Origin of the sequence: Lactobacillus sp. W8174, from assembly GCF_016100975.1 — a bacterium.
Lineage (GTDB): Bacteria > Bacillota > Bacilli > Lactobacillales > Lactobacillaceae > Lactobacillus > Lactobacillus juensis.
In genome coordinates, this window is the sequence record NZ_JACFRN010000004.1 from 65,069 (window position 1) to 82,795 (window position 17,727).

General features: G+C 34.1%; 17 protein-coding genes. 9 read left to right on the forward strand and 8 right to left on the reverse strand.

Going from position 1 to position 17,727, the window contains the following annotated elements; genetic code table 11:
* Positions 1-20: 20 nt before the first annotated feature.
* A complete protein-coding gene (locus tag H3U49_RS06380; RefSeq protein WP_198180627.1) occupies positions 21-1,142 on the forward strand; it encodes an SLC13 family permease in 1,122 nt (373 codons plus the stop codon).
* A 5-nt stretch (positions 1,143-1,147) separates the two neighbouring features.
* On the opposite strand, the gene H3U49_RS06385 is transcribed toward H3U49_RS06380, so the two are convergent.
* The 5 genes from H3U49_RS06385 to H3U49_RS06405 all read right to left on the reverse strand — a co-directional run bounded on the left by H3U49_RS06385 (position 1,148) and on the right by H3U49_RS06405 (position 5,369).
* Entirely contained in the window at positions 1,148-2,698 is a 1,551-nt protein-coding gene (locus H3U49_RS06385) for an ATP-binding cassette domain-containing protein (RefSeq protein WP_198180628.1), read from the reverse strand.
* Between the two features lie 271 nt (positions 2,699-2,969).
* The gene (locus H3U49_RS06390; protein ID WP_198180629.1) at positions 2,970-3,413 is read right to left on the reverse strand and encodes an ASCH domain-containing protein; all 444 of its coding nucleotides are present in this window, start codon (positions 3,411-3,413) and stop codon (positions 2,970-2,972) included.
* Positions 3,413-3,805 (reverse strand): cytidine deaminase, encoded by a 393-nt coding sequence (locus H3U49_RS06395; RefSeq protein WP_232347643.1) that lies wholly within the window; start codon positions 3,803-3,805, stop codon positions 3,413-3,415. The genes H3U49_RS06390 and H3U49_RS06395 overlap by 1 nt, the downstream gene beginning before the upstream one ends.
* A gap of 45 nt (positions 3,806-3,850) precedes the next feature.
* Positions 3,851-4,336 (reverse strand): GNAT family N-acetyltransferase, encoded by a 486-nt coding sequence (locus H3U49_RS06400; RefSeq protein ID WP_198180631.1) that lies wholly within the window; start codon positions 4,334-4,336, stop codon positions 3,851-3,853.
* 145 nt (positions 4,337-4,481) lie between these two features.
* Positions 4,482-5,369 carry an SDR family oxidoreductase gene (locus tag H3U49_RS06405; RefSeq protein ID WP_198180632.1) on the reverse strand — a complete coding sequence of 296 codons (888 nt, stop codon included), beginning with the start codon at positions 5,367-5,369 and terminating at the stop codon, positions 4,482-4,484.
* A gap of 161 nt (positions 5,370-5,530) precedes the next feature.
* On the opposite strand from H3U49_RS06405, the gene H3U49_RS06410 reads away from it, so the two are divergent.
* The gene (locus H3U49_RS06410; RefSeq protein ID WP_198180633.1) at positions 5,531-5,896 is read left to right on the forward strand and encodes a DUF805 domain-containing protein; all 366 of its coding nucleotides are present in this window, start codon (positions 5,531-5,533) and stop codon (positions 5,894-5,896) included.
* Between the two features lie 167 nt (positions 5,897-6,063).
* On the opposite strand, the gene H3U49_RS06415 is transcribed toward H3U49_RS06410, so the two are convergent.
* Positions 6,064-6,396: a MerR family transcriptional regulator gene (locus tag H3U49_RS06415; RefSeq protein WP_198180634.1), complete on the reverse strand. Its 333-nt coding sequence runs from the start codon at positions 6,394-6,396 to the stop codon at positions 6,064-6,066.
* A 188-nt stretch (positions 6,397-6,584) separates the two neighbouring features.
* Here H3U49_RS06415 and H3U49_RS06420 point away from each other — a divergent pair, with 188 nt between their 5' ends.
* From H3U49_RS06420 to H3U49_RS06440, 5 genes are all read left to right on the forward strand, one after another.
* Positions 6,585-7,229, forward strand: a complete 645-nt coding sequence (locus tag H3U49_RS06420; protein ID WP_198180635.1) for an NAD(P)H-binding protein — start codon at positions 6,585-6,587, stop codon at positions 7,227-7,229.
* A gap of 13 nt (positions 7,230-7,242) precedes the next feature.
* The gene (locus H3U49_RS06425; protein ID WP_198180636.1) at positions 7,243-7,530 is read left to right on the forward strand and encodes a hypothetical protein; all 288 of its coding nucleotides are present in this window, start codon (positions 7,243-7,245) and stop codon (positions 7,528-7,530) included.
* Positions 7,531-8,960: 1,430 nt separating this feature from the next.
* Positions 8,961-10,226 carry a M20/M25/M40 family metallo-hydrolase gene (locus H3U49_RS06430; RefSeq protein ID WP_198180637.1) on the forward strand — a complete coding sequence of 422 codons (1,266 nt, stop codon included), beginning with the start codon at positions 8,961-8,963 and terminating at the stop codon, positions 10,224-10,226.
* Between the two features lies 1 nt (position 10,227).
* Positions 10,228-11,046: a DUF3100 domain-containing protein gene (locus tag H3U49_RS06435; protein ID WP_034978475.1), complete on the forward strand. Its 819-nt coding sequence runs from the start codon at positions 10,228-10,230 to the stop codon at positions 11,044-11,046.
* Positions 11,039-11,524: a hypothetical protein gene (locus H3U49_RS06440; RefSeq protein WP_045928807.1), complete on the forward strand. Its 486-nt coding sequence runs from the start codon at positions 11,039-11,041 to the stop codon at positions 11,522-11,524. The genes H3U49_RS06435 and H3U49_RS06440 overlap by 8 nt, the downstream gene beginning before the upstream one ends.
* Before the next feature lie 405 nt (positions 11,525-11,929).
* Here H3U49_RS06440 and H3U49_RS06445 read toward each other — a convergent pair whose 3' ends face one another.
* Both H3U49_RS06445 and H3U49_RS06450 read right to left on the reverse strand, forming a co-directional pair.
* Positions 11,930-13,096 (reverse strand): MalY/PatB family protein, encoded by a 1,167-nt coding sequence (locus tag H3U49_RS06445; RefSeq protein ID WP_198180638.1) that lies wholly within the window; start codon positions 13,094-13,096, stop codon positions 11,930-11,932.
* 5 nt (positions 13,097-13,101) lie between these two features.
* Entirely contained in the window at positions 13,102-13,992 is an 891-nt protein-coding gene (locus H3U49_RS06450) for a DUF3737 family protein (RefSeq protein WP_198180639.1), read from the reverse strand.
* Positions 13,993-14,290: 298 nt separating this feature from the next.
* Here H3U49_RS06450 and H3U49_RS06455 point away from each other — a divergent pair, with 298 nt between their 5' ends.
* Both H3U49_RS06455 and H3U49_RS06460 read left to right on the forward strand, forming a co-directional pair.
* Entirely contained in the window at positions 14,291-15,754 is a 1,464-nt protein-coding gene (locus H3U49_RS06455) for a glycoside hydrolase family 1 protein (protein WP_198180640.1), read from the forward strand.
* Positions 15,755-15,784: 30 nt separating this feature from the next.
* Positions 15,785-17,635, forward strand: coding sequence for a glucose PTS transporter subunit IIA (locus H3U49_RS06460; RefSeq protein WP_198180641.1), 1,851 nt, complete (start codon positions 15,785-15,787; stop codon positions 17,633-17,635).
* Positions 17,636-17,727: the final 92 nt, after the last annotated feature.

Sequence of the window (17,727 nt, forward strand, 5' to 3'; positions counted from 1 at the left end):
TTTTAAAAGAGTGATGCAGCATGAAAATAGTCAATAAAATCATTAAGCAGCAAAAAATAATGTGGGTTACTCTTTTAATTTTATTTTTAATTTGTATGATTTGTCGCACTTTGCCAAAACTGTCTGATGTTAACTGGCAAACAATTTTATCTTTATTTAGTTTAATGCTTGTCACACAATATTTGATCAACATTAAGGCATTGGACTATTTAAGTCAAAAAATCATCAATCTAGCTCATACCCATAGACAAGTTACTCAGTTATTAGTTCTATTAGCAGGATTTTTAGCTATGTTTTTAACTAATGATGTAGCTATCCTAAGCTTAGTACCATTATTTTTAGTTATTCACAAGCAGGTTCATGGGCCATTTACTTTTCCTTTGGCACTAATCACAATTGCAGCAAATATAGGAAGTGCATTGACTCCTTTCGGTAATCCGCAGAACCTCTATCTCTACAATCACTATCAGCTTTCTACGGCTAATTTTTTCAAAATTTCACTCCCATTGTTCCTAGTTAGTTTTGTTTTAATTTTGTTAACAACATTTGTAATTCCAGCAACTCCGCTTCCAGTTTTAAAACAAACAGACTATGAGGTAAAGCCAATTTCTCTAATCATTGCTTTTGCACTACTAATAGTTACACTTGCAGGAGTACTTCATTTCGTACCGCTAATTTATACCACAATAGTAGTAACAGTAGCCATCATAGTCATAAACCATTTGCTTTTTACAAAAGTCGATTATGGTACTTTAATTACCTTTATCGGTTTTTTCTTAATAGTCGGCATTTTGGGCAGGCAAAAGCTGATTATTAACACTGTCACCCAACTATTGCATCAGAATTCTCTTATCACTTATCTGACAGGTATAACATTAAGCCAAATAATCAGTAACGTTCCAGCTACTTTTCTCATGACTCGATTCAGTACAGACATAGTCTCAATTTTTCTTGGTGTAAATGTTGGCGGTCTAGGGACTCCTTTAGCTTCATTTGCTAATTTGTTAGCATTAAAACAGGCACATGTCCATAGTAGTCGAATATTAATAGGCTTTTTAGCCTTTAACTTTATTTTATTAATTCTACTGGCGGGAATAGTCAAGCTACTGCTACCTCAATTAATAGAACTTAGTTCTCTTTAGAGACTTTATTTATTTTTGAGACTATTTATTTCCTGGGAAATATTTTCAATGTCAGTAAATGAAGCGTTAGGATCAGAAATCAGCTGGTCTAACTTAAATTGTAATAAACTGATTTGATTAGCAGTCTTAGCTTTTTCTTTACTGGAGAAATCACTAGGAGTTATTAACTTGTGATTTTTTATTTTCCAAGAAGTAAAGTTTAAGTTTTTTAACAGGTTCTGATCGTGAGAAACTACAATAACAGCAAACGGATAGTTTCTTAAAAATTCTTCCAAAGCATTAATAGATGAAATATCTAAAAAGTTGTCCGGCTCATCAAGTATCAGCAAGTTATGCTCACCTAAAAGCACTTTTGCCAATTTATAACAAACCAGCTGGCCTCCACTCAAAGCACTAACTTGGTTATCCAAAGACCTTTGCAAATGTAAATCACCTAAAAGCTGCATTGTAGTGGTTTTATTAAAAATGCTGTTTTGATATATTACCTCTTTTACTGTAGCTGTTTCTTTAGTTTCCTGGGCCATATTCTGTTGGAAATAACCCATTTTTAGCTGTGGATTAAGCCAGACACCCAGTTTTTTGTGAAATAGTTTTGCTAAAAAAACCGATTTTCCAGCACCATTTTTTCCGGTTAACGCTATTTTTTCTTTTCCTTTGATTTTCAGCTCTTTAGTTATAGCAAATAATTGCTTTTTATGGACAGTAACACTTTGAGTCTTGAATCTGACTATGCTGCTTTTCTGTGATAACTTCAAGTTCTTGTTTTCAATATTGCCCAAAGTAATTGGATGATGAACTTGCGGCTTTTCCAACGTTGTTTCTGCTTTAGCTATACGCCTTTTCAGTAAAGTGCTTTTACGAAAAAGGCTTTTCTCTAAACCGCTGCTATCTTTTATTTTCCAATCGGACCAAGAAATATTTTTCTTTTTCTTAGTAGATTTTTTAGCCCTAGTTTCGTACTCCCTTTGATCTTTTTTTAGCCTTTTAATTTCAACTTGCTTTTGAAAATACTCAGTATTCTGCCTTTTTGCTTGCATTCTAAGAAATTGCTGGTATTCGTCATAAGTACCTTTAAATTCATAAATCTGCTGGTTCTTAATCTGCCAGATAACATTGACAAGTTTACTTAAAAAAGCTTGATCATGACTTATTACTAAAAGTGGTTGTTTTAAGCCGTTTAAGACTTTAATTAACCATTGCTGTTGCTCAATATCTAAATTAGATGTTGGCTCATCCAAAATTAGCAGAGAATTCTGAGTTTGGTTTAACTGCAGTAATGCTTGAACAATAACAGCCTTTTCCTTTTCTCCACCACTTTGCTCATTGTTATTTAAAATTTGTGGTACTAAAATAGTATGACAATTTCGTTTAACTTGCCCTTCTATCTCAAAAATTATAGGCTTTTCAGCAATAATGTTGACTAACGTAGTTTTACCTACACCATTATCACCTATCAAACCAACTATTTGTCGGTCTTGAACATTTAAATGTGGAGCTTGAAATAAAACCTCACCTTGATACTCTACTTTCAGATTAGTTATTTTAATGTATTCCATGTTAACACCTGCTTTTTGCTAAAGAAAAAGCACTGATAACCAAATTGCCCATAATTTGATTAGCAGTGCACAAAAAGCTAGTGAAACTAAAGAATCACCATAAAGAGACAAAACTAATTTCTGATTATCGGCAAAAAACATGACAAAAGCTTTGGCTATCAAACTTTTTGCTTACTAATAAAACCAGAAATTAATTCTCCATTTTGGCAATAACCTCTTTCTCTAAATTATTTTAACTATATCATATTTTTTTCATTTTGCAACGTCCCAACTAATCAATCTTTGCAAAAGTTTCACAAACCATTGGCGCTTGAGGACAAAATTTTTGACCATTAGCTTTAAATTCTTCTTCAAAAAATTGATCATGAACCTTACGCCAATATTGATAACTGCGATCTCCTTCTCCTTCATGATAAGCATGCTCTGCGGAAATTTGATTATACGGAATAATTTCTACAGCTTTGTCTTGGACAACACAGACGGGTTTACCGTGACCATCGAGAATTATGTTCCAATCGCCAACTTTAGGCATATCTTCATCACCTGGTACATATTCTGAAGTTGTGGCAGTTTTTATGCCTCTCCTAACTAATTCAGCCAATTCATCTGCATCTTTTTCACTATCACCAAAAGCCCAAGCGTCAACTTTAGTGCCGGCAGACAAATTGTGCTTTAGGCAAAAATCCTGCCAAAATTGTTTTACTTCTTTATCCATTATAGCCACCATTGCGGGGTTAGTTCGCCCATTGTAGCGATTTTGTCCTTTTCATAATCCAGCATAATTTCAACTTGCTGATAATCCTTTTCCATTAACTGAACAATAAATTCGCGACAAGCACCACAAGGGGCACCATTTTTACCATTTGCCATTAATGCTAAAACTCTGCTAATTTTAGTTTCACCATTGGTAATCATATTAAAAAGAGCACTGCGTTCCGCGCAGACACCTAATCCACAGGCTGTGTCAATACAAACTCCCGTATAAATTTTTCCTGATTCAGCTAGAACAGCAGCAGCAACTCCACCAGCTTCCATATGAGGACCAATGGCAGTGAACCCCTGTACTTTTTTCGCTGCCTCATACATTTTTTGCCATGTTTTATCCATAATTTTCACCTTCAATTCTTTCATATAATATCTATAAAACTAAACTCAAATTTTCTTTGCCATAATATTGAATTTATAGATGCCGCCATTTGAATGCACATTTTCTGTACCTGTTTGGACATAACCTGCCTTTTGATAGACTTTAATTGCGCGCAAATTAAAGTCAGCAACCGCTAAAATAATCACTTGGTAATCATAGTTATTTTTAACGTAATTTTCAATAACTGACATAAATTGGCTGCCCAAACCACGACCAGTTAAATTTGGAGCTAGGCCCAAGCCAATTTCAACTTGTTCTCTTTTCTCCTTATCTGGATCAAGACAAAAGAAAGCGACCAAGTTGTCGTTTTTATCCAAAACCTGAAAGTAATTATTTTTACGTAACTTGGGAGAAACTATTTCATCATAATCTTCTCGATCATTTTTCATATCGTAAAAAGCATATTGTCCGTCATAATGCCACTCGTCTGCGATAATCCTGGCATTTTTTTGAGACAAAAGTGTTATTTTTTGAAAAATACTTTTATTCATTTCTTCACCTCTATTCTTTAGATATTAAAGACTAATTAATTATTTAATATACTGAAGCCCTAACCAAAAAGCAAATTTTGCATAAAAAAATCCGCTTTTGCTTACACGGAAGCAAAAACGGAAATTAAATTTAATTTATTATCCTTTAATTAATAGCTGGTCCACCTGTAGCACCATAAACTTGACCTGTCACATAACTGGCCAAGTTTGAAGCCAAGAAAATATAAACATGAGCTATTTCATCAGGCTGTCCTGCGCGTTTCAACAGCACTTCTTGACCAAATGTGGCAAGAGCATCAGTTGGCTGACCACCACAAACCTGCAAAGGTGTCCAAACTGGGCCGGGAGCAACACTATTGACGCGAATTCCTTTAGGAGCAAGGCTTTGAGCCAAATTAATAGAAAAGCTGACAATTGCTGCTTTCGTAGCAGCATAATCAAGCAATATTGGTGACGGGCTGAATCCTTCTAAAGAAGTCGAAGTCAAAATTACACTGCCTGGTTTCATATGCGGTACAGCCGCTTTAGCCATTTCAAACATCGAGATGATATTAACTTCAAAGGTATCGTGAACTTGATCCATTGACAAATTCTCTAAACCATCAACATTCTGTTGGATAGCAGAGTTCATCACCAGCAACTCAAGGCTGCCGAATTCTTTAACAGCTTTTTCAACAACTTCTGTTGCCTCACCGCGTTTACGAAAATCAGCTGGCAACAAAACTGCTTTACGTCCAGCCTTTTTAATCAATTCGGCTGTATCTTTAGCATCAGATTCTTCTTCTGGCAGATACTGAATTGCGACATCGGCTCCTTCTTTAGCAAAGCCAATTGCTACAGAGCGGCCAATACCAGAATCACCACCTGTGACAAGAGCATGGCGATCTTTTAATAAGCCGTGGCCTTCATAATCAGCCATGTCGCCTGCAGGTGCTGGGGCCATTTTACTTTGCAGTCCCGGATATTCCTGTGATTGCTTAGGAAAATCGTCATGATGATAGCGCTTTAACGGGTCTGATAATTTATTGTCCATTTGTACTTTCTCCCTTCAATAAATTCAATTTCAAGATACCGCTTTTATAATAATAAAACAAAAATATTGCTTATTAATTCACAAAAAATACATTATCTTTGCTCTATTAATTTCTTTGTTCTATGATGAATTTATGAGGTACAAATAGGAGGAAAAATTCAATGTTTAAATCTTATAAAAAATTTTGGCAGAATATCTTTAATTTTTCTGGTACTGCTAATCGTTCTGAATATTGGTGGCCGGTAATTATCAACTGGATATTAGCTTTTATTTTAATGCATTTAGTTGAAGGCTTATTAGGTCATTCAATTAATGATATTTATACTTGGGGCGACTGGGGTATTAAAACCAGTTCACTTATTATTTCCTTCATTGTTTGGATTGCAATGCTATCCTTGCGCTTTCGCCGTTTACATGATACCAATCGCTCTGGCTGGTGGGTTCTAATTATGATAGTACCAATCATTGGAGATATTTGGTTTATTATCTTAATGCTGCTGCCGTCAAAAGCAAATAATTACGATTAAAATAATGTTAATCCTTTGCTTCAAACCTGCCCAAACTACTCTGTTTAAACTTAAATAATATAAATTATGTGTAATACTGTACCTTTAGTGCAGTTATTGCACTTTTTCTTTTCCAGCCAATATTTCCGCTAACCACTTTTTTGCGCTCATCCCTGCATACGTCCATACTATTTTTTTGCAGCTTCATCATAAAAATTAAGCTTATGATTAATTACTTCCATTGATTTATCCAGTACCCTCATTTGTTCTCTCACTTTTTGTTTCTGTTTTAAAAACATTTCCTTGCGCTGTTCAACCGTATCAATACCATTCTCTGCTAGTTGAAGATAATTTTTGATTTCCTTAAGTGGCATTCCCGTTTTTCTTAGATAAATAGTCATACTAATCGCTATCAGATCATTTGGTTCAAATTCACGAATTCCATTTTCGTCACGTTTAACAAACTTTAATAAACCAATTTTTTCATAGTAGCGTAAAGTATATATACTAATTCCCAGCAATTCGCTGACATCTTAATTCTAAATTTTTTCATTAGTATCTCCTTTTTAGCAACTTCACCAAGATAGGATAAAGCACTTATTTTTTATATTTCACTTTTAACTAAACTAAACAACATTTATTAAAAAATTTGACTTAGAGTTGCTCGAACCCACTATACTGAACATTAATTACAAAAAGGGGTATAATTATGAATTTCTTAATTTTAGCGGCTAATGGTCAAATAGCTCGAATCGTTGAAAACCGCATACTTTCTGAAGATAATTTCCAAGATATCAATTTAACACTGGGTTTGCGCACTCCACATCGCTTATGTTTATTGGAACCCAAAGCCCGAATGATGGAAGTTGATTTAAATAACAATCAAGCTGTCAATAAAGCTATGTATAAACAAAATATAGTTTTCGTTAACGTTATAGATCATACTAAGGATAACATCATCACTAAAAACGTAATTAAAGCGATGAAAATTAACCATGTTTCACGTGTAATTTTTGCCAACATTCTTGGCATATATAACGAAGTTGGAGGTGAATTTGGCCGGTGGAATCACCAATTTGTTATGCCGGGACTAAAGGCTGCCATTAACGCGGACAAACTTTTAGCAAGATCTGGCTTGCATTATACTACTTTACGTTTACCCTGGCTCAATGATCATAATGAAATCAAATATTCTATTACTACTCATAATGAACCTTATATTGGTGTTTCAGGTTCACGCAAAAGCATTGCAGACGCAATTTTAAAAATTGTTCGCAATCCTGCATTATATGATAATGACAGCATTGGAATTGCCGATCCAGATACACAGGGAAAAGATCGACCTGTTTACTAAAGAGTCAGTATAAATGAAAACAGAAACATTTATTAAACCAGGCAAAATAGAATTAAAAAAATATCCTATGACCAAACTTCAACCAGAAAATGATGCAATTTTAAAAGTTGTTTGTTCCTCTGTATGCGAATCTGATTCATGGTTACTCTGTGATATATCAAAATTGCCGCAAATTGAACTACGAAGCATGAAACATTGGGCATTGTTGAAAAAATGGGCAAAACATGCTGTTGATATCCAGCTGGAGACTTTGTCATTGCATCATTTACACATAGTCGTGGTCAATGTTCAATCTGTTTAGCAGGATTCGATGGTAATTGTCTACTAAAGGTCATTTTAGAAATAGCGTTTATCAGTTAGACTATTTTAACTTCCATTACTCAAACTCGGTATTAATCAAAATATCGAGGAAGCGTCAATATTATAATTATGTTTCACATGAAACAAGAATTGACTATCGTGCATTAAACCAGTGATAAAAGTCTGTATAATCTGTAATTCTTTAACTGCTAAATTTTTACCTTTTCAGCAAACAAGTAGCTGACTATTACTGAGTCTAACTGCATTTATAAACAAAACTTTTGCCAGTACCTACTGAAAAATTGATTCAGTCAAATGATAATATGTAATTTAGTAATTGTTTTTATTATAAAAGCAATTCAATTTTTTATTTTAATTTGTATATTAGCTTGATCTGATAGCAGCTTTTTCAATATTTATAATATACATTATCTTAATCGTATATAAAATATTGATATAATTATCATAAGATAAATAATATTTATATTAAATTAATCACTTGTCTATGATTAAAATTTTTATATAATTTAAAAGGTACCGGTACAAAAATTAAAAAGCAAAGGAGCGATTAATTTAAAATTAAAAAAATGGCAATCTCAGAAGTGACTGCTTTAGCTTTAAGCCAGTTGCAATTTTTATGTTTAAAAAATAGAGTGTAATTATGGAAATAAATAAACAAAAACTAACAGCAAATCAAAAAAGATCAAGAAGTAAGCCCAAACACTTTAAACTTTATCAGTTTTTTGCATACTTTTGCTCCATAATGATAAGCAGCATTTTGGTTGAAAAATTTTTACCGAATTGTTGGCCATTTTGGGCTAGTGGTAGAAATCTTCTGATATTTTTAATTTGTATTGCAATATATTTTATATTTTTTACTTTTACAGATAAAGCTCTTAACTATTTCTGTTCTAAAAACAACATTTAAACTATAATTTCGGGTGCAGATAAATCATCAAAATGTGATTTATCTGCTTTTTTAGTAATTTCAATAATTTACTTTTCAAAATATAAAAAAGTATTTTATCGCGTATTCAATAAATTCAACTACATGTTGCCGAAATTTTTGAAAATGAAGGCAAACCATGACTTTCAATCAAGGCTGGCAGGTAATTAATATTAGCTAGTCCAACCTTTAATTCACCAAGACCAATTTAATCATGCTAAAGCTGATAAATTTTAATTTTATCTTAGCTAATTTAGCCATAAAAATACCTCCAGATTTGTCCTGAATTTTGGGTCACATTATTTTGTAGTTACTTTTCATTCAAATATTAATACCTACCCTTTAGCAACATATTTTGATATAAAAATTATAAAACACGAACTTTGATAACTTAAATAACATTTTTGTTCTTGCATAGTTACTAATTTTATTTTATTCTTATTATTGTCACATATGATAATAATAAAACAAAAAGTGAGGATACAATGTCAAGTTTTCAAAAATACTACGCTAGGCTATCTGAAACTGCTGAATTTTTACTTCATAATCCAGAGCTTGGTTATAAAGAATTTAAAACATCTAAAAAGATTGAAGATGAGATTAACAAAATTAGCCCTGAATTAAAAGTCGAACATTATCTAAGTACAGGTTTAAAAGTAACGTTAACTAATGGCAGCCAGAAAACTATTGGAATTATCGCTGAAATAGATTCACTCTATCAGCCCAATCATAAATTAGCAGATACAAATACTGGTGCTGCTCAAGCTTGTGGCCATTACACCCAAGTCACTACTGCACTTGCAATTTTGAATGAAGTAATTACTAATCACCGACTTGAGGATTTTGGGGCCAATCTAGCTTTTATCTTCACTCCGTCAGAAGAGTTTGTTGATCTTGCTTGGAGAAAACAACAAAAAGAGGCAGGTAAAATAGATTACTTCGGTGGCAAGCAAGAAGCTATCAAACTCGGCATCTTTGACGATATTGACTATTGTGTTTCAGTTCATGCAATTGGCGAAGATTTTGATGAACGCACTATCGAAATTAATTGTGATCTCGCAGGCTTCAATTTTGAATATTTTGATTTTTATGGCAAAGCCAGTCATGCAGCTTTTGCCCCTGATGCAGGTATTAATGCTCAAAGTATAGCAACACTATTTAATACTGCTTTAGCCTTACAGCGTCAGCAAATTAAGGACCCCAATCGTATAAGGTTTAATCCAGTAATTGTTGGAGAAAATCATGAATCAATTAATGTTATTCCTGATCATATTAAAATGGGTACAGATTTAAGATTTTTCGATATAGATAACGCACAAAAACTAATGAGCCGGTTTAAACAGGCAGCAGAAGGCTGTGCCTCAGCACTTGGCGGCTCTGTTGAATCTGAAAGGCAAGTTGGCTACCTGCCTTTGATTTCCAGTAAGAGTATGAGTGCTATTGTGAAAGACGTCTTCTCTGCAGATGAAAAAATTCCCGGTTTAATCGAAAATCGGGGTTACACAATGGCCGCAGGTGATATTGGAGATGTCAGTTTCTTAATACCAACCATCCAAATCGGTTATGGCGGTTGGAACGGAACAATTCATGGTGATGATTTTACTTTAGTTGATCCTGAATTTGTACTAGCAATTTTCCCTGAATTTGTCTTTAACAGTATTCTTAAGATTTCAAATAACTTAGATCAGGTAAAAACTTATAAGAAAACAAAAGAAGAATATCTAACTGAATTAGAAAAGATGGCAAAATAAAATGAAATATTTAAAAGCATATGGTCCGCTAATCATTTTAGTGTTGTTAATAGATACAGTTTCTGAAATGATTAGTACCCAAGTATTTAAAATCGGCAAAATTGAAATCTCTATCTTACCTCTAGTGTTTGCGGTAATTATTGCTATTTTAGTTTATTTAATCCCAGCAAAGCCTATTAAAAAACTTTACAATGATAAGCGGGTGAAATTTGCCGGTAAATACATGATTCTTATCATGTTGCCTTTAATGGCACGCTATGGTGCTAATGTGGCTCCTAAAATCAATGAAATTATTTCTGTTGGTTGGGTTTTTCTGGTCCACGAATTAGGTAATTTAGGGACGATTATCTTCGGGTTACCTGTAGCACTACTACTTGGCTTAAGAGAAGAAGCTATAGGTTCAACCTTAGGCTTAGGCCGTGAAGGTGAACTAGCATATATTAGTGAAAAATACACGCTAAATTCCCCTGAAGGTCGTGGCGTACTTGGAATTTATTTAATTGGTACCATTTTTGGTTCAATTATCTTTTCAATCCTTGCTCCACTTCTTCTAGGCATGGGCTTTAACTATAAAGCTGTTGCAATGAGTGCCGGTGTTGGTTCTAGTTCAATGATGACTGCAGCTTCATCGTCTTTAGCAGCTTTGGTACCAAAACACAGTGACACTATTTTGTCCTTTGCCGCGGCCAGTCAATTGCTAACTAGTTTTATTGGCACTTATATCATGTACTTCCTAGCAGTGCCTCTGCAAAGATTCATGTACACACACATCACCAGCCTACTAGACAAAAAGAAAGAAGTTTATCCAGATCATGACTAAAGAAAACAATTTATATGAATTATTTAAAGATGCAGTCATTCTTTTACTTAGTGTTAGCTTAGTATTATTTGTTCAATGGGTTAAATTAATTAGAAATCCCAAAAGCACACCAATTACTACTGACACATTCATTGGTTTAGGTATGTTATGGCTTTTTTCACTACTAGGCATAGTTATCAGTATGCTGATGAAAAAAGTACCTTGGAAAATCATTCAGGGCTTCCCTATTCTAGGCTGGGTTTCAATTGTTTCTCTAATTTTTTGTTTGCTTAGTCCCTACTGTGTTCGTGTTATTAATGCTGTAGACTTCCTTTCACTAACAACCTCTGTTCTAGCATTTGCTGGAATATCAGTTACCCACCGTTTGAAAGAATTGACTAAAATAAGCTGGAAGATTTTAATCGTCGCAATTTTTGTTTTCTTTGGTATGTACTTTATGGACACCTTAATCTCACAAATTGCCCTTAATCTTAGTTAAAAGTAGTTTTTAAAAAGCCAAAAGTCGCGATAACTTTAATTAGTTTAAACGGCTTTTTATTTTTGCTTATATATCATTTAATAAAAATTGGAAGAAAAGCCATTTACATATTCCATTTTACAAAGATAACTGCAATCCTTAATTTTTAACTACAGATTTAAATCAAATTTTTAATGTTATTTCCTAGTTTGGCAATATTTCCCGGGAAATACAACACAATCGCCTACTTTAACTATTTTGTTCATTGCTTTCCCAGTTCCACATGAAACAATATAATTTTTAGAAACATATATTTTCAACATCTGTAAGGAATTAAAAATACTATAAATATTTTTGATCCGCTTAAAATTTTTAGACAATAAAAAGACAACTATGATAATTACCATAATTGCCTTTTTAAAGCTCTCAAGCTAAATAATCTGTCAGTCCCACCTTTAACCGTTCTAAGCCATTTTTAACCATTGTTAAAGGACAAGCAAGATTCATACGCAAAAAGTTATGACCATTTCCACGATAAATGCTTCCAGGTGATAAAACCAGACCGGTTGTTTTTTCTAAGAATTCCGCTAATTTTTGCGAATCGCTACTAATTTGACTTATATCAAGCCAAATTAAGTATGTTGCTGCGCCTGCAACTACCTTAACTTGTGGAAGGTTCTTATTAATGAACTCTTCAGCATAAGTGAAATTAACATTTAACTGCTTAATCAATGCCTCTAGCCAGTTGTGACCATGTTCATAGGCAGCAATTGTTCCAGGAATAGCCAGCAAATTTGGTTCAGCTACCTCATCGCTATTAAGACCGCGATTAACCATAGCGCGCAAATTACTATTTGGCACAATCGCTGTTGCTGCGTGTAGTGCAGCAACGTTAAAAGTTTTACTAGGTGAAACTAATGAAACAACGTTTTCGCATGCAGGATTATTCACTGAAAAAGCTGGGGTATAGTCTGGGCCCTTGCGCACCAAGTCGCCATGAATTTCATCAGATAAAAGAACTACATGATGCTGATAGCATAAATCTGCAATTCTTTGCACTTCTTTTTGAGTCCATACCTTACCAATGGGATTATGAGGATTACAAAAAATCATTAGTGTTGTCAAAGGTAAGGCTAATTTCTGTTCGAGATCATTCCAGTTGATTGCATAATTTTCACCATCAAATTGCAAGTCATTGGATAAAACATGTCGGCCATTATTTTCAATTGAATTGTAGAAAACATTATATACAGGAGCTTGAACTAAAACGTTATCGCCAATGTGGGAAACTCGCCGTACAATTGCAGAAATAGTTGGTACCACCCCTGTAGTAAAAATCATCCATTCCTGCTGAGGCCGATGACCATGTTCTTTTTCATACCAGTCAGCCACTGTTTTAAAATAATCATCTGCAGGCCACTCGTAGCCAAAAACACCGCGATCAACTTTCCTTTTCATTGCGGCAATTATTTCGGGTGCTGTTTTAAAATCCATATCAGCAATTGACATTGGCAAATCGCCCTTTTTGACATGCCATTTGACTGAATCTGTATTTCTTCTATCTGGCGCATTAACAAAATCATACTTATCCATTATTTCTAATCCTTCGGTTTCTGATTTTCATCTGAATGATTAACTTTCGCATCAATTTTAGCACAATCAATTTCAGTTTCACTAGGAGTGATTTTTTGAGGATCTAAAATTAATTTACCAATTGCAGGAGCAGAAATTTTACCAGAAATTGGATTTTTCACACTGTCAATTTTGCTTGAAATTGCAGCATTAATATTAGAAACATATTCAAATGCTAAATCAGTATGAATTAAACTGGTATTTTTCAATTCCAGATGGTCGATGTAATTAAGCCCCTGGTCGCTTTCAATTTTACAATTGATAAACTTGATATTTTGTCCGTTCCATGCCAAATATTCACCATCTATTATCGAATCATACACAGTAACATTTTGACAATTCCAAAAAGCATCTTTAGAAATAAAAGTGGAGTGATGTACTTCAATATTTTTAGCTCCGTCAAAAGCATAATTACCAATAACACTAACGTGGTCAAGATAGATGTTTTGACTGTCTTTACCAAAATAGTCACCGTTAACTTGACTATTGGTAATTCTGATATCTTTGCAGGTCCACATCGTTTCTGCAGCATTAGCAAAATGAACATTGTCTAAGACTATTTTTTCTGCTCTCCTAAATAATTTTGGAGCCTGCAAAGCCGAATTTTTAATAGAAATATTTTTGGTATACCATATACCACTGCGAGCCATAGTTTCAAATACAGTATTATCCACATTAATGTCCCTGTCATACCATAATGGATATTTCCATTTAAAGATAGAATCCTTGATATCAATTTTACTGGCTTCCTTAAGTGGCGACTCACCTTCACCAAAAGTAATTCCTGCCAGTTGTGAATTTTTTAGCCCAAAAAGAATTCTTTCACCTTCAAAAAAATGATTTTTGATAATATTCATTCCGATCTCTTTTCTCTTTTGTATTTTTGAAATTTTTAATTTTTGTATTATTACCAAGAAAAACCCTAATTCTTTATTATCCTCTGAAAAGCTTCCAACTTAAAATGCTATTTGATTAGGTTCCTTTATTACAAATAGTTATAACAAGCATATCGTTGTCTACATAGGTATTTTATCATTTAGTTAAAAACTCATTGTATATTTATAAGCTATATGATAAGGTTATTAAATAATTATTACGTTTATTATCAAATTCAAATCAAATATTATTGCTATCTATGTAGAAAGGCCATCTAATATGGAAGACATTAACTATAGTAAAAATTACCTACTTGGAGGAGCAATTGCGTGTTCTCAAGCAGATGGAGGCTTTCAAGAAGGAGGCAAAGGGATTTCTACACAAGATTTACGCTATCTAGATCCTAGCTGGACACCTGAGCAAATTGAAGATAAGCACCAAAATAATCCTTTTTCAAAAGAAGAATTTGATCAAGCTTTAAAAGATCAGGGAACAAAATATTATCCCCTCAGAAGAGGTATTGATTTCTATCATCACTATAAAGAAGATATAAAAATGCTGGCGGAAATGGGATTGCAAATTTTTCGTACTTCTATTAGTTGGTCAAGAATTTTCCCTAATGGTGACGATCAAGAACCTAATGAGGAAGGAATTAAATATTACCGTAATATGTTTACTGAGTGTAAAAAATACGGCATAAAAGTTTTCGCCACAATGATTCACTATGACATCCCCGTTAATTTGGTCATAAAATATGGCGGCTGGAAAAACAGAAAAATTATTTCATTTTTCGAAAAATATGTAACTGTTTTATATAAAAGATTAGGTGATTTAGTAGATTACTGGTTGCCATTCAATGAAATAAACGCTGCTAAGTTTTCCCCTTGGGATGGAGTTTGCTTAATACCTGGTACAGAAAAGAACATGGATCAAGAGATTTTCCAATGCCTACATCACCAGTTTTTATGCAGTGCAAGAGCAGTGCAACTAGGACGCGAGCTTGTGCCCGGAAAACTAATTGGCGGTATGATTGCCCGTTTCACTACTTACCCAGCTACTTCAAAGCCGGAAGACAATTTGCAAGCCATCCAAGATGACCAGTATTCAAATTGGTTTTACTTAGATGTTTTAGCAAGGGGCTACTATCCAGAATACATGAAGCGTTATTTTGATAAAATAAACGTTCATATTCACTTCGAACCTGGTGACAAAGAATTGTTAAAAGACGGAACTGTTGGCTTTGTTTCCTTTTCATACTATTTTTCACAAGTTTCAACTAATGACGCTAATTGGGAGCAAACTGCAGGCAATCTGATTATGACTAAGAAAAACCCTTATTTAAAGGAATCCGAGTGGGGTTGGCAAATCGATCCTATTGGCTTAAGGTTCACTCTTAACCAAATATATGATCGCTATCACCTACCAATTATTGTTGCAGAAAATGGTATTGGTGCCCATGACGAATTGACTTCAGATCACAAAGTACACGATGATTACCGCATCGCATATCTTAGTGCCCATATAGATCAATTAGATGAAGCTGTAAAAGATGGTGTAAATTTAATTGCTTACACTATGTGGGGCATAATCGATATCGTTTCTTGCGGTCCGTTAACCATGGATAAACGATATGGCATAATCTATGTCGATTTAGATAATGGTGGCAAAGGTACAGGAAAAAGATACAAAAAGGACTCACTTTACTGGTATAAGAACAAGATTGAAGAACATATCAAAAATTAGTCTCGTTAGTACCAGAAAGGAAAAATTATTATGGAAAAGAAGGAGTTAGCAAAGAGTATAATTAATTATCTTGGCGGAAAAAATAACATCAATAACTATTGGCATTGTGTTACCAGGCTTAGGTTTACAATCAAAGATGCTAGTAAAGCAAAATTAGAAAAAATTGATAACTTACAAGGTGTCCTTGGAACTACTATCAAGAGCAATCAATATCAAATAGTAATTGGTCCAAACGTGGATTCAGTTTTTGCAGAAATTGAAAAAATTATGGGTCCCCAGCAAAATGATAATAGTCAAGATCAAGGCAAACACAAGTTTAAAATTAGTGGAAAAGTAATTCTAGATGTCATTTCAGGTGTTTTCCAACCAATTTTACCGGCATTAGTTGCAGGAGGTATGCTAAAGGGAATTTTGGCAATAGTTCTAGCAATTTCACCAGGACTCGAAAAAAACACCACGATGGCCCTATTTAATTTAATCGCTGATGTTCCTTTTTACTTTTTACCATTCTTACTGGCAATTTCATCAGCACGCAAATTTAAATTAAATGAATTTCTTGGCATCTGTATGGCTGGTGCATTGCTTTATCCTACATTTGTTGCCAAAGTAGCAAGTGGACATTCGGGGTTAACGCTATTTGGCTTAAATATTCCAGTCTTTAACTACGCCACTTCTGTTTTTCCAGTTATTTTAGGCGTGGGATTAATGGCCATTATTTATCACTTTGTTGATCGCTTTATACCTGACGTATTAAAACTGGTGGTTGTTCCCGCCATAACTTTAATTACTGCCGTCCCAATTGCAATGTGGATTTTGGCACCACTAGGAGCATACGGTGGGCAATATCTAGCTGACGGTATAGTATGGTTATTCCATAAAGCTGGATTGTTAGCAGGATTTTTATTAGGATTTTTCATGCCATTAATCGTTTTAACGGGTATGCATCAATCAACGTCTCCAATTCAAATTCAGAACATCGCTACACTAGGTTATGACTATTTATTACCAGTCTCTTTTGTACACAATATGGCTGAATCTGGAGCAGCCTTTGGCACTTCTTTAAGAATGAAAAATAAAGAATTGCGTGCCGCAGGATTATCTACCAGTTTCTCTGCTTTTATAGGCATTTCTGAGCCTGCTCTTTATACAGTTAATGTGGTTCATAAAAGTTCCATGCTGGCAGCAATGTGTGGTTCCGGAGTTGGGGGCATGTTAACCGTTTTACTTGGTATTAAGTGCTATGCATTTGTAATGCCCGGCATCACTTCTCTGCCTGTTTATGTCAAGGCGGGTCAAGGCTTTTCCAATGTTTTGTTAATGATTATATGCTTAATAGCAGCTTTCTTAACTAGTGCTCTAGTTGCAGTTATTTTAGGTGGAAAAGTTGCTCAAAAAGGTGAAACAAAATCCAGCTCACCACAAAGCATGACTTTTTCTACTCCTGCTGCCGGAATTGTAATTCCATTGGAAGATGTAGCTGATTCGGTTTTTGCCAACAAAAGTATGGGTGAAGGTTTTGCAGTTAAGCCTTCTAAAGGCAGCATTTATGCTCCAGTTTCAGGTAAAGTCACTATGTTGGCAGAAACAAAGCATGGTATCGGTATCACTACAAATAATGGACTAGAAGTTTTAATACATTTAGGAATTGATACAGTTGAACTAAATGGTAATCCTTTTAAGCTTTTTATTAAAAAAGGTGATGAAGTCGCTTCCGGTCAAAAAATTGCATTCATGGATATTAAGCAAGTTAAAGACAGTGGCAAAGATCCAACTGTCATTGTGGTAATCACAAATTCAAAAGACAAGGTTAAGAATGTTAAATACACACTGCCAAATAAATCTGCCGCAGATTTCGACGAGATAATGTCTGTGCAATTATAGAATTAAGAATTTAATATACACCAAAAACGTGATTCTGTTTTTATAGCAGGATCACGCTTTTTAATTTGCTATTTATAATTGATAGAGAATTA

Coding starts and splice junctions, on each gene's coding strand:
- H3U49_RS06455 (WP_198180640.1), top strand. CDS start 14,291: ATGGAAGACATTAACTATAGTAAAAATTACCTACTTGGAGGAGCAATT.
- H3U49_RS06430 (WP_198180637.1), top strand. CDS start 8,961: ATGTCAAGTTTTCAAAAATACTACGCTAGGCTATCTGAAACTGCTGAA.
- H3U49_RS06405 (WP_198180632.1), bottom strand. CDS start 5,369: ATGGACAATAAATTATCAGACCCGTTAAAGCGCTATCATCATGACGAT.
- H3U49_RS06425 (WP_198180636.1), top strand. CDS start 7,243: ATGAAAACAGAAACATTTATTAAACCAGGCAAAATAGAATTAAAAAAA.
- H3U49_RS06460 (WP_198180641.1), top strand. CDS start 15,785: ATGGAAAAGAAGGAGTTAGCAAAGAGTATAATTAATTATCTTGGCGGA.
- H3U49_RS06435 (WP_034978475.1), top strand. CDS start 10,228: ATGAAATATTTAAAAGCATATGGTCCGCTAATCATTTTAGTGTTGTTA.
- H3U49_RS06440 (WP_045928807.1), top strand. CDS start 11,039: ATGACTAAAGAAAACAATTTATATGAATTATTTAAAGATGCAGTCATT.
- H3U49_RS06410 (WP_198180633.1), top strand. CDS start 5,531: ATGTTTAAATCTTATAAAAAATTTTGGCAGAATATCTTTAATTTTTCT.
- H3U49_RS06450 (WP_198180639.1), bottom strand. CDS start 13,992: ATGAATATTATCAAAAATCATTTTTTTGAAGGTGAAAGAATTCTTTTT.
- H3U49_RS06380 (WP_198180627.1), top strand. CDS start 21: ATGAAAATAGTCAATAAAATCATTAAGCAGCAAAAAATAATGTGGGTT.
- H3U49_RS06445 (WP_198180638.1), bottom strand. CDS start 13,096: ATGGATAAGTATGATTTTGTTAATGCGCCAGATAGAAGAAATACAGAT.
- H3U49_RS06385 (WP_198180628.1), bottom strand. CDS start 2,698: ATGGAATACATTAAAATAACTAATCTGAAAGTAGAGTATCAAGGTGAG.
- H3U49_RS06420 (WP_198180635.1), top strand. CDS start 6,585: ATGAATTTCTTAATTTTAGCGGCTAATGGTCAAATAGCTCGAATCGTT.
- H3U49_RS06390 (WP_198180629.1), bottom strand. CDS start 3,413: ATGGATAAAGAAGTAAAACAATTTTGGCAGGATTTTTGCCTAAAGCAC.
- H3U49_RS06395 (WP_232347643.1), bottom strand. CDS start 3,805: ATGGATAAAACATGGCAAAAAATGTATGAGGCAGCGAAAAAAGTACAG.
- H3U49_RS06400 (WP_198180631.1), bottom strand. CDS start 4,336: ATGAATAAAAGTATTTTTCAAAAAATAACACTTTTGTCTCAAAAAAAT.